The following is an 11922-nucleotide window of genomic DNA, read 5'->3' on the forward strand; positions in this document are numbered from 1 at the left end:
GCCCGAGCGGCGGGGACGGTACGGGCGCGGCCCGGACCGGGGAGGGGAGGGGCTGTGAAAGGCGCACCGGAACTGAGGGGCAGGGCCGCCCGGCTCGCCCGGCTCTTCCCGGCCGGCGGCGGGGGAGGGCAGGCCGCCCGCACCCCCTTCGTCGTCCTCGTCGTGCTCCTGCTCGGCGGCGGGCTCATCGGACTGCTGGTGCTGAACTCCGCGCTGAGCGAGGGGTCGTTCCAGCTCGACGACCTGGAGCAGCAGACCAAGGAGCTGACCGACGAGGAGCAGGCCCTCCAGCGGGACGTCGACGCCTACTCCGCGCCCCAGGCCCTCCAGCGCCGGGCCCGTGAGCTGGGCATGGTGCCCGGCGGCGACCCGGCCTTCCTCGCCCCCGACGGCACGGTCAAGGGCTCCCCGAGCCCCGCCGCGGGCGCGACGCCCCTGGTCCTCGCCCCCGAGGCGCTCACGCAGGCCACCCCCGCCCCGACGACCCCGACCCCCGGCAGGTGACGGAAGTGCCCGACGACTTCGGCAGGCAACCGACGCGCCGCCGGGTGCCCGTCCGCGCCGCGGCCTCCTCGGCCCTCGCGCCCGCGGCGGCCCTCGCGCCCGCGGCGCTCACCGCGTCGCCGGGCGCGGCGGCCCCGGTCCCCGCCGGCTCGCTCGCTCCCGCCCCGACGACCCCGACCCCCGGCAGGTGACGGAAGTGCCCGACGACTTCGGCAGGCAACCGACGCGCCGCCGGGTGCCCGGTCCCGCGCGGCCGGCCCGGCCCGGCGGTACGCGGCAGCCCGGCCCCGGAGCCCGCCCGGCCCGCCGTCCGGCCCCGCCCCGCGGCGCGGCCCCGCGGACCATCCGGCTCGGCAGCCCCCGCCCCCGGCTGCGCCTGGTCGGGTTCGCCCTGGCGCTGGTCCTGATCGCCTTCGTCGTACGCCTGCTCCAGGTGCAGGCCGTCGACGCCGGCACGTACACCGCCAAGGCCGAGCTGAACCGGTACGTCGTCCACACCCTGACCGCCGCCCGCGGCGGCATCACCGACCGCAACGGCGTGGCCCTGGCGACCACCGTGGACGCCTACGACATCACCGCCGACCCCACGATGTTCACCCGAGAGCAGCTCAAGGTCGACGACGGGCCCGAGCAGGCGGCGGCGCTGCTCGCCCCGATCCTCGGCGAGGACGAGGAGGAGCTGGCGGCCACCCTGCGCCCGGACAACAAGCAACTGCGCTACGTCCGTCTGGCCCGCGCCCGCACCCCGCAGGAGTGGAACCAGATCCAGGACCTGAAGACCGCCCTGTCCAAGAAGGCGGAGACGGACCAGTCCACCGTCAACGTCCTCGCCGGCGTCTTCGCCGACCCCAGCAGCAAGCGGATCTACCCCAACGGCGACCTCGCCGCCGGGGTGATCGGCTGGGTCAACTCCGAGGGCGAGGGCAGCGGCGGCCTCGAACGCCAGCTCGACAAGATACTGGCCGGCGAGGACGGCGAGATCCGCTACGCCCAGTCCGGCGGCCACCAGGTCCCCACCGTCGGCCGCAACGAGACGCCCGCCGTGCCCGGCAGCGACGTCGAACTGACCCTGGACCGCGACATCCAGTGGGCGGCGCAGGACGCCATCACCGAGCAGGTGAAGGAGTCCGAGGCCGACGGCGGCTACGTCATCGTCCAGGACACGCGGACCGGCGAGATCCTCGCCATGGCCAACTCACCCGGCTTCGACCCGGGCGACCTGGCCCACGCCGACCCCGACGCGCTCGGCAACGGCGCCCTCCAGGACGCGTTCGAGCCCGGCTCCACCGCCAAGGTGATGTCGATGGCCGCCGTACTGGAGGAGGGCGCCGCCACCGCAGACACCCACGTCACCGTCCCCAACCGGCTGCACCGCGGCGACCGCCTCTTCAAGGACGACATCGACCACCCCACCTGGTACCTCACGCTCAACGGCGTGCTCGCCAAGTCGAGCAACATCGGCACCATCCTGGCCACCGGCGAGCTCGGCAAGACCCAGGAGGAGGCCAACCAGGTCCTCTACTCCTACCTGCGCAAGTTCGGCCTCGGCAGCTACAGCGGCCTCGGTTTCCCCGGCGAGACGAAGGGCATCCTCGCCGCGCCCGGACAGTGGTCCACCTCGCAGCAGTACACGATCCCTTTCGGCCAGGGCGTGTCCGTCAACGCGCTCCAGGCGGCCTCCGTCTACTCCACGATCGCCAACGGCGGCGTACGGATCGAACCGACGCTGGTGAAGGGGACGAAGGACGCCGAAGGCGGGTACACGCCCGCCGAGAAGCCGAAGAAGACGCGGGTGATCAGTGAGAAGACCGCGAAGACTCTGTCGCAGATGCTGGAGTCGGTCGTCGACGACGAAGAGGGCACCGGCACCAAGGCCCGCATCCCCGGCTACCGGGTGGCGGGCAAGACCGGTACGGCCAACCGAGTGGATCCGGCCACCGGCCAGTACAAGGGGTACACCTCGTCCTTCGCCGGGTTCGCGCCCGCCGACGAGCCCCGGGTCACCGTCTACTGCGCCATCCAGAACGCCACCGAGGGCAGCTACTTCGGCGGCCAGATCTGCGGCCCCGTCTACAAGCAGGTCATGGAGTTCGCCCTGAAGACCCTCCAGGTCCCGCCCACCGGCACCGACCCCGCGAACCTCCCGGTCACCTTCAAACCCTGACCCGTTTCCGACGCAGTACCGAGCCACCAGGAACCACCCCGTGACAACGATCACCCCCGATCCCGGGAACCAGAACGGCCCCCGCCCCTCACTTCGCGGGCAGGCGGGTGCGCCCGGTACGCTCACCGCCGTGCCACAGCCTGATCAGTCCCAAACCACCCAGAAGGGCCACCCCGTGACCTACCCGGGACCGCCCCGGCCGGCGCGGGTCTCCGCCACACCCCTCGCGGAGCTCGCCGGTCAGCTGGGTGTCACCGCCCCGGAGGGCGACGCCGCCGTCACGGGCATCACCCACGACTCGCGTGCCGTCCGCCCCGGTGACCTGTACGCCGCCCTGCCCGGCGCCCGTGCCCACGGCGCCGACTTCGTCACCCAGGCCGCCGGTCTGGGCGCCGCCGCCGTGCTGACCGACCCGTCCGGTGCCGAGCGCGCCGCCGCCACCGGACTGCCGGTGCTGGCGGTCGAGGACCCGCGCGCGGAGATGGGCGAGCTGGCCGCGACGATCTACGGACACCCCGGCCGCGACCTGCTCCAGATCGGCATCACCGGCACCTCCGGCAAGACCACCACGGCCTACCTGGTGGAGGGCGGTCTGCGCACCGAGAAGGCCACCGGCCTGATCGGCACGGTCGAGATGCGCATCGGCGACGAGCGCATCAAGTCGGAGCGGACCACGCCCGAGGCCACCGACCTCCAGGCGCTCTTCGCGGTGATGCGCGAGCGTGGCACCGAGGCGGTCGCCATGGAGGTCTCCAGCCACGCCCTGGTGCTCGGCCGGGTCGACGGCTGCGTCTTCGACGTCGCCGTCTTCACCAACCTCAGCCCGGAGCACATGGAGTTCCACTCCGGCATGGAGGACTACTTCCAGGCCAAGGCGCAGCTCTTCACCCCGGAGCGCAGCCGGCTCGGCGTGGTCAACGCCGACGACGAGTACGGCCGCCGGCTCGCCCGCGAGGCCACGGTCCCGGTCGTCACCTACTCGGCCGAGGGACACCCCGACGCCGACTGGCGGGCCGAGGACGTGGAGGTCGGCCCGCTGGACTCGGCGTTCACCGTGGTCAGTCCGAAGGGCGAGCGGTTCACCGCCCGCTCCCCGCTGGCCGGGCCGTTCAACGTGGCCAACACCCTCGCCGCGATCGTCGCGCTCGCCGCCGCCGGCCTCGACCCCCGGGCCGCGGCCGACGGGGTCGCGGCGGTGCCGGGGGTGCCGGGCCGCCTGGAGCGGGTGGACGCCGGACAGCCGTACCTCGCGGTGGTCGACTACGCGCACAAGACCGACGCGGTCGAGTCGGTCCTCAAGGCGCTGCGCAAGGTGACCGAGGGCCGACTGCACGTCGTCCTCGGCTGCGGCGGCGACCGGGACACCACCAAGCGGATGCCGATGGGCGCCGCCGCCGCGCGGCACGCCGACACCGCCGTACTGACCTCCGACAACCCCCGCTCCGAGGACCCGCTCGCGATCCTCGCCACCATGCTCCAGGGCGCCGCCTCCGTGCCCGCCCACGAGCGCGGCGAGGTGCAGGTCTTCGAGGACCGGGCCGCCGCCGTCGCCGCCGCCGTGGCCCGGGCCGAGCCCGGCGACACGGTGCTGGTCGCGGGCAAGGGCCACGAGCAGGGGCAGGACATCGCCGGGGTGGTGCGTCCCTTCGACGACCGCCAGGTGCTCCGCGAAGCCATCCAGGAGAACCAGGCCCTTCAGCAGACCCAGGCCATCCAGAAGACCCAGGGATGAAATCCCGCATGATCCAGGGGATGTACTTGTGATCGCCCTCTCTCTCGCCGAGATCACAGAAGTCGTCGGCGGGCAGATGCACGACATACCGGATCCGTCGGCCGAGGTCACCGGACCGGTCGTCCGGGACTCCCGCGAGGCGGGACCCGGCAGCCTCTTCGTCGCCTTCGTCGGCGAACGCGTGGACGGCCACGACTTCGCGCCGGCGGTCGTCGAGGCGGGAGCGGTGGCCGTGCTCGGCTCCCGGCCCGTCGGCGTGCCCGCGATCGTCGTGGACGACGTCCAGGCCGCCCTCGGCGCCCTCGCCCGCCACGTCGTACGGCGCCTGGGGGCCACCCTGGTGGCGCTCACCGGCTCGGCGGGCAAGACCAGCACCAAGGACCTCATCGCGCAGGTGATCGGGCGCAAGGCGCCGACGGTGTTCACGCCGGGCTCGCTCAACAACGAGATCGGGCTGCCGCTGACCGCCCTGACCGCCACCGAGGAGACCCGTTTCCTCGTCCTGGAGATGGGCGCCCGCGGCATCGGCCACATCCGGTACCTCGCCGGACTGACCCCGCCGAAGATCGGCCTCGTCCTCAACGTCGGCTCCGCGCACATCGGCGAGTTCGGGGGCCGGGAGCAGATCGCGCAGGCCAAGGGCGAACTCGTAGAAGCCCTTCCGGAAGACGGCACCGCGGTCCTCAACGCGGACGACCCCTACGTACGGGCCATGGCCGCCCGAACGAAGGCGAAGGTGATCCTTTTCGGAGAGTCCGGCGAAGCGGACGTTCGCGCCGAGAACGTGCGACTAACGGACACCGGACAGCCCGCGTTCAGGCTTCACACACCCTCCGGTGCAAGCGATGTGACGATGCGCCTGTACGGTGAGCATCACGTGTCGAACGCGCTCGCCGCGGCCGCCGTCGCCCACGAGTTGGGCATGTCCGCAGACGAGATCGCCACCGCGCTCTCCGAGGCGGGCTCCCTCTCCCGCTGGCGGATGGAGGTCACCGAGCGCCCGGACGGCGTGACGCTCGTCAACGACGCCTACAACGCGAACCCCGAGTCCATGAAGGCCGCGCTGCGCGCGCTGGCCGCGATGGGCAACGGACGTCGTACGTGGGCGGTGCTCGGCAAGATGGCCGAGCTCGGGGACGAGGCGCTCGCCGAGCACGACGCGGTCGGACGGCTCGCCGTCCGGCTCAACGTCAGCAAGCTCGTCGCGGTCGGGGGCAGGGAAGCCCAATGGCTGCAACTGGGCGCATACAACGAGGGTTCGTGGGGTGAGGAGTCGGTGCACGTGTCCGACGCACAGGCGGCGATCGACCTGTTGCGCAGCGAGTTGCGCCCGGGGGACGTCGTGCTCGTGAAGGCGTCCCGTTCGGTGGGTCTGGAAGCGGTCGCCACGGCGCTGCTCGAGACCGGCACCGAGGGTGAGGTAGCCGCCCGATGATGAAGCAGATCCTGTTCGCGGGAGTCATCGGTCTCTTCCTGACGCTGGTCGGCACCCCGTTGCTGATCAAGCTCCTCGCCCGCAAGGGCTACGGCCAGTACATCCGTGACGACGGCCCGCGCGAGCACGCCAGCAAGCGCGGTACGCCGACGATGGGCGGTATCGCCTTCATCCTGGCGACCGTCGCCGCGTACTTCCTGGCCAAGATCATCACCAGCTACCTGGAGCCCGACCCCGACGTCGACGCGGCGCCGACCTTCTCGGGTCTGCTGGTGCTCGGCCTGATGGTCGGCATGGGTCTGGTCGGCTTCCTGGACGACTACATCAAGATCGTCAAGCGGCGTTCGCTGGGTCTGCGGGCCAAGGCGAAGATGGCCGGCCAGCTGATCGTCGGCATCGCCTTCGCGGTGCTCTCGCTCCAGTTCGCGGACAGCCGCGGCAACACCCCGGCCTCCACCAAGCTGTCGTTCATCACGGACTTCGGCTGGACGATCGGCCCGGTGCTGTTCGTGGTCTGGGCGCTGTTCATGATCCTGGCGATGTCCAACGGCGTGAACCTCACCGACGGCCTGGACGGTCTGGCCACCGGCGCCTCCGTCCTCGTCTTCGGCGCCTACACCTTCATCGGCGTCTGGCAGTTCCAGGAGTCCTGCGCCAACGCGCAGACCCTGACCAACCCGGGTGCCTGCTACGAGGTACGGGACCCCCTCGACCTGGCGGTGGTCGCCTCCGCGCTGATGGGCTCCTGCCTGGGCTTCCTGTGGTGGAACACCTCGCCGGCCAAGATCTTCATGGGCGACACCGGTTCGCTCGCGCTCGGCGGTGTGCTGGCGGGTCTGGCGATCTGCTCCCGTACCGAGCTGCTGATGGCCATCCTCGGCGGCCTGTTCGTCCTGATCACCATGTCGGTGGTCATCCAGGTCGGCTCGTTCCGGATGACCGGCAAGCGCGTCTTCCGGATGGCGCCACTCCAGCACCACTTCGAACTCAAAGGCTGGTCCGAGGTCCTTGTCGTGGTCCGCTTCTGGATCATCCAGGGCATCTGTGTGATCGTCGGACTGGGCCTCTTCTACGCGGGATGGGCAGCGGACAAGTGACCGACTCGGTGTCCTCGGAACTTCAGGGCAAGCACGTCACCGTCGCCGGACTCGGCGTCTCCGGAGTACCGGCGGCCAAGGTCCTGCACGGCCTCGGCGCGCGCGTCACCGTCGTCAACGACGGCGCGGACGAGCGCGCGCGGGCGCAGGCGGCGGAACTGGAGGCGCTCGGCATCACCGTGCGCCTCGGCGACGGCGACTCCTTGCCCGAGGGCACCGACCTGATCGTCACCGCCCCCGGCTGGAAGCCGACCAAGCCGCTCTTCACGGCGGCCACCGCGGCCGGCGTCCCCGTCTGGGGCGACGTCGAACTGGCCTGGCGGCTGCGGGGCGAGAACGCCGCCCCCTGGCTGGCGGTCACCGGCACCAACGGCAAGACCACCACCGTCCAGATGCTCGCCTCGATCCTGAAGGCGGCGGGCCTGCGCACCGCCGCCGTCGGCAACATCGGCGTCTCCCTGCTGGACGCGGTCACCGGCGAGGAGGAGTACGACGTCCTCGCGGTGGAGCTGTCCAGCTACCAGCTCCACTGGGCGCCCTCGCTGCGCGCCCACTCGGCCGCCGTCCTCAACCTCGCCCCCGACCACCTCGACTGGCACGGCTCGATGGAGGCGTACGCCGCCGACAAGGGCCGCGTCTACGAGGGCAATCGGATCGCCTGCGTCTACAACGCCGCCGACCCGGCCACCGAGGCCCTGGTCCGCGAGGCCGACGTCGAGGAGGGCTGCCGGGCCATCGGCTTCACCCTCGGCGCCCCGGCGCCCTCCCAACTCGGCGTCGTGGACGGCATCCTGGTCGACCGCGCCTTCGTGGAGAACCGGCAGAAGAACGCCCAGGAGCTGGCCGAGGTCGCCGACGTGAACCCGCCGGCCCCGCACAACATCGCCAACGCGCTGGCCGCCGCCGCCCTCGCCCGCGCCTACGGGGTGCCCCCGGCGGCCGTCCGCGACGGGCTGCGCGCCTTCACCCCGGACGCCCACCGCATCGCGCACGTCGCCGACGTGGACGGCGTGGCCTACGTGGACGACTCCAAGGCGACCAACACCCATGCCGCCGAGGCCTCCTTGGCGGCGTACGAGTCGATCGTGTGGATCGCCGGCGGCCTCGCCAAGGGCGCCACCTTCGACGAACTGGTCACGGGCGCGGCGAAGCGGCTGCGCGGCGTGGTGCTGATCGGCGCCGACCGCGCGCTGATCCGCGAAGCTCTGGCGCGACACGCCCCCGAGGTACCGGTCGTCGACCTCGACCGGACCGACACTGGGGCGATGCTCGCGGCCGTCCAGGAGGCGCGGCGGCTCGCCCGGCCCGGCGACACGGTGCTGCTGGCCCCGGCCTGCGCTTCCATGGACATGTTCGCCAACTACAACAAGCGCGGTGACGCGTTCGCACAGGCCGTTCGCGAACTCGGCGCCTGACCCGGCCTGCCGCGCCGGGTGACCACGGGAGGGACACGTGGGACGGTCCAGGCCGACGTACAGCGGAGGCTGCGATGCCCGGTAGTCCCGGCAGCCGTACCGGACGGCCGCCCGCACAGCGGACCGTCCAGCGGCCCGCCGCCCGGCGGACGACGCCCGAGAACCCGGTGCTGCGGCTGTACACCCGGCTGCAACGGGCCTGGGACCGGCCGCTGACCGCCTATTACCTGATCGCCGGCGGCAGTGCGCTGATCACCGTGCTCGGCCTCGTGATGGTCTACTCGGCCTCCCAGATCACCGCGCTCCAGCTCTCGCTGCCGGGCTCGTACTTCTTCCGCAAACAGTTCCTGGCCGCCGCGATCGGCGCCGCGCTGCTGCTCGCCGCCATGCGGATGCCGGTCAAGCTGCACCGGGCGCTGGCCTACCCGATCCTGGCCGGCGCGGTCTTCCTGATGGCGTTGGTGCAGGTGCCGGGGATAGGGATGTCGGTCAACGGCAACCAGAACTGGATCTCCGTCGGCGGCCCCTTCCAGCTCCAGCCCAGCGAGTTCGGCAAGCTCGCCCTGGTGCTGTGGGGCGCCGACCTGCTCGCCCGCAAACAGGACAAGCGGCTGCTGACCCAGTGGAAGCACATGCTGGTGCCGCTGGTGCCGGTCGCCTTCCTCCTCCTCGGACTGATCATGCTCGGGGGTGACATGGGCACCGCGATCATCCTGACCGCCATCGCCTTCGGGCTGCTGTGGCTGGCGGGGGCGCCCACCCGGATGTTCGCGGGCGTGCTCTCGGTCGCCGGGCTGCTCGGGGTGATCCTCATCCAGACCAACCCGAACCGGCTCGACCGCTTCGCCTGCATCGGCGCCACCGAGATGAGTCCCGAGGGGGACTGCTGGCAGGCCGTGCACGGCATCTACGCCCTCGCCTCCGGCGGACTCTTCGGTTCCGGACTGGGCGCCAGCGTGGAGAAATGGGGTCAACTCCCCGAAGCGCACACCGACTTCATCTTCGCCGTCACCGGTGAGGAACTGGGCTTGGCGGGGACGCTGTCGGTGCTCGCCCTCTTCGCGGCTCTAGGCTATGCGGGTATCCGCGTGGCCGGACGCACGGAGGACCCCTTCGTCAGGTATGCCGCGGGAGGCGTGACCACCTGGATCACGGCCCAGGCCGTGATCAACATCGGCGCTGTCCTCGGACTGCTGCCGATCGCCGGTGTCCCGCTCCCGCTGTTCTCCTACGGAGGTTCCGCCCTGCTGCCGACCATGTTCGCCATCGGGCTGCTGATCGCCTTCGCACGCGACGAGCCCGCTGCGCGGGCGGCGCTTGCGATGCGGCAACCTCGCTTTGGTAGAAAGCGGGGGACCGGGGGCACCGGGTCCAAGCGGAGGCCCCGGAGTTGGAACACGATGCGACGGCGTGCCTCGGCGGCACGCTCGTCCGGAGAGCGGTGAATTTCGGTGCATGTCGTACTCGCCGGCGGAGGAACCGCGGGCCACATCGAGCCCGCGCTCGCCCTCGCGGACGCCCTGCGCAGGCAGGACCCGACCGTGGGCATCACGGCCCTGGGCACGGAGCGCGGCCTGGAGACCCGTCTCGTACCCGAGCGCGGGTACGAACTGGCGCTGATCCCGGCCGTACCGCTGCCGCGCAAGCCCACCCCCGAGCTGATCACCGTCCCGGGCCGGCTGCGCGGCACCATCAAGGCGACCGAGCAGATCCTGGAGCGCACCAAGGCCGACGCCGTGGTCGGCTTCGGCGGCTACGTCGCCCTGCCCGGCTACCTCGCGGCCAAGCGCCTCGGCGTGCCGATCGTCGTCCACGAGGCCAACGCCCGCCCCGGCCTGGCCAACAAGATCGGCTCCCGGTACGCCCGTCAGGTCGCCGTCTCCACCCCCGACAGCAAACTGCGCAACTCCCGTTACATCGGCATCCCGCTGCGCCGCTCGGTGGCCACCCTGGACCGGGCCGCCGCCCGCCCCGAGGCCCGCGCCATGTTCGGGCTCGACCCCAATCTGCCGACGCTCCTCGTCTCCGGCGGCTCGCAGGGCGCCCGCCGCCTCAACGAGGTGGTCCAGCAGGTCGCGCCCTGGCTCCAGCAGGCCGGCATCCAGATCCTGCACGCGGTCGGCCCGAAGAACGAACTGCCGCAGGTGCAGCAGATGCCGGGGATGCCCCCGTACATCCCGGTAAGTTATCTGGACCGGATGGACCTCGCGTACGCCGCGGCCGACATGATGCTCTGCCGCGCGGGCGCGATGACCGTCGCCGAACTCTCCGCCGTCGGACTCCCGGCCGCCTACGTCCCGCTGCCCATCGGCAACGGCGAACAGCGGCTCAACGCCCAGCCGGTGGTCAAGGCCGGCGGCGGACTGCTGGTCGACGACGCGGAACTCACCCCCGAGTGGGTCCAGCAGAACGTGCTGCCCGTGCTCGCCGACCCGCACCGGCTGTACGAGATGTCCCGCGCCGCCGCCGAGTTCGGCCGCCGGGACGCCGACGACCTGCTCGTCGGCATGGTGTACGAGGCGATCAGCGCCGCCCGTGCACAGCGCTAGGCACATCTGACGGAGGGCAGGAAGCGTGGCCGGACCGACCACCGCCGAACGCGGCGCACGCAGGCGGGAGTCGTCCGGCCCGCCCCGCGTCCGGCGCTTCAAGCGCCCCCGCCTTCGTACGATCGTCATCCTGGCCGCCCTCCTCGTGACCCTGGGCGGGGCGGCCGGCTGGCTCTTCTACGGGTCGGCCTGGCTCCGGGTGGAAGAGGTCTCGGTCTCCGGGACCCGGGTGCTGACCCCCGAGCAGGTGCGCGAGGCCGCCGACGTCCCGGTCGGGGAGCCGCTCATTTCCGTCGGCATCGAGACCATCGAAGCGCGTTTGACGAAGAAATTGCCCCGAATTGACGTGATTGAGGCCGACCGTTCCTGGCCCGACGGAATCGAGCTGAAAGTGACAGAGCGCACTCCGGTTCTGTTGGTGCAAAACGGCGACAAGTATGTGGAAGTGGACGACGGCGGTGTCCGATTCGCCACGGTTTCCCGTGCACCCAAGGGTGTTCCCCTGCTGGAATTGGCGGTGTCCCGCCCGGGTTCGGCCGCCGCGAGCCTGCGCCGTTTCGGCGAGGACCGGCTCGCCCGGGAGGCGGTCCGGGTCGCCGGCCGGGTGCCGGACCCGGTCGCGCGTGACACCCGGCTGGTCAAGGTGCGTTCCTTCGACGACATCTCGCTGGAGTTGACCGGCGGGCGTACCGTCGCGTGGGGAAGCGGTGAAAAGGGCGCGGACAAGGCGCGCGCGCTCACCGCGCTGATGAAAGCCGCGCCCGGTGCGCGGCACTTCGACGTAAGTGTTCCCACTGCCCCGGCCTCATCAGGGAGTTGACGGGTATCGGTGCAGGCCAGCACCCTGGTTGGGCAGCGCTATGGCTGATCACATAGGGTGAAAAGAAAAACGGGAGGTTCGGCGTGTTCGTTGAACGCGCGCCACTTGTCGACTTAGTGTCCTGTTCAGAAGACTCCAGGGAACAGACACACTGGTAACCCTAAACTTCAGGGTTAGGGTTCGGGTCGGCGCTACGGACCGTCCCA

The 11922-nt window shown here is 71.5% G+C and carries 10 protein-coding genes; all 10 read left to right on the plus strand.

Translation table 11 applies throughout. The annotated features are described in order from the left end of the window. The first annotated feature begins 54 nt into the window (after window positions 1-54). The 10 genes from J7I94_RS16500 to J7I94_RS16545 all read left to right on the plus strand — a co-directional run bounded on the left by J7I94_RS16500 (window position 55) and on the right by J7I94_RS16545 (window position 11716). Window positions 55-504 (plus strand): septum formation initiator family protein, encoded by a 450-nt coding sequence (locus J7I94_RS16500; RefSeq protein WP_215167866.1) that lies wholly within the window; start codon window positions 55-57, stop codon window positions 502-504. Continuing rightward, on the plus strand, window positions 501-695 hold the full coding sequence (locus tag J7I94_RS16505) for a hypothetical protein (protein ID WP_215167867.1): 195 nt from the start codon (window positions 501-503) through the stop codon (window positions 693-695). Before J7I94_RS16500 ends, J7I94_RS16505 begins: the two co-directional genes overlap by 4 nt. Next, window positions 692-2668: a penicillin-binding protein 2 gene (locus tag J7I94_RS16510; protein WP_215167868.1), complete on the plus strand. Its 1977-nt coding sequence runs from the start codon at window positions 692-694 to the stop codon at window positions 2666-2668. The genes J7I94_RS16505 and J7I94_RS16510 overlap by 4 nt, the downstream gene beginning before the upstream one ends. A 175-nt stretch (window positions 2669-2843) precedes the next feature. Then, entirely contained in the window at window positions 2844-4400 is a 1557-nt protein-coding gene (locus J7I94_RS16515) for a UDP-N-acetylmuramoyl-L-alanyl-D-glutamate--2,6-diaminopimelate ligase (RefSeq protein WP_215167926.1), read from the plus strand. 28 nt (window positions 4401-4428) lie between these two features. Further along, entirely contained in the window at window positions 4429-5835 is a 1407-nt protein-coding gene (gene murF / locus J7I94_RS16520; protein ID WP_215167869.1) for a UDP-N-acetylmuramoyl-tripeptide--D-alanyl-D-alanine ligase, read from the plus strand. After that, window positions 5835-6932, plus strand: a complete 1098-nt coding sequence (mraY, locus tag J7I94_RS16525) for a phospho-N-acetylmuramoyl-pentapeptide-transferase (RefSeq protein WP_215167928.1) — start codon at window positions 5835-5837, stop codon at window positions 6930-6932. Before murF ends, mraY begins: the two co-directional genes overlap by 1 nt. Window positions 6933-6940: 8 nt before the next feature. Then, on the plus strand, window positions 6941-8347 hold the full coding sequence (gene murD, locus J7I94_RS16530) for a UDP-N-acetylmuramoyl-L-alanine--D-glutamate ligase (protein WP_215167927.1): 1407 nt from the start codon (window positions 6941-6943) through the stop codon (window positions 8345-8347). Between the two features lie 74 nt (window positions 8348-8421). After that, window positions 8422-9792, plus strand: coding sequence for a putative lipid II flippase FtsW (ftsW, locus tag J7I94_RS16535; protein WP_215167870.1), 1371 nt, complete (start codon window positions 8422-8424; stop codon window positions 9790-9792). Window positions 9793-9798: 6 nt separating this feature from the next. Further along, complete coding sequence (gene murG, locus J7I94_RS16540) at window positions 9799-10896, plus strand: undecaprenyldiphospho-muramoylpentapeptide beta-N-acetylglucosaminyltransferase (RefSeq protein ID WP_215167871.1); 1098 nt, start codon at window positions 9799-9801, stop codon at window positions 10894-10896. Window positions 10897-10921: 25 nt separating this feature from the next. Continuing rightward, complete coding sequence (locus J7I94_RS16545) at window positions 10922-11716, plus strand: FtsQ-type POTRA domain-containing protein (protein ID WP_215167872.1); 795 nt, start codon at window positions 10922-10924, stop codon at window positions 11714-11716. Window positions 11717-11922: the final 206 nt, after the last annotated feature.

This window comes from Streptomyces sp. ISL-12, assembly GCF_018614415.1.
Lineage (GTDB): Bacteria > Actinomycetota > Actinomycetes > Streptomycetales > Streptomycetaceae > Streptomyces.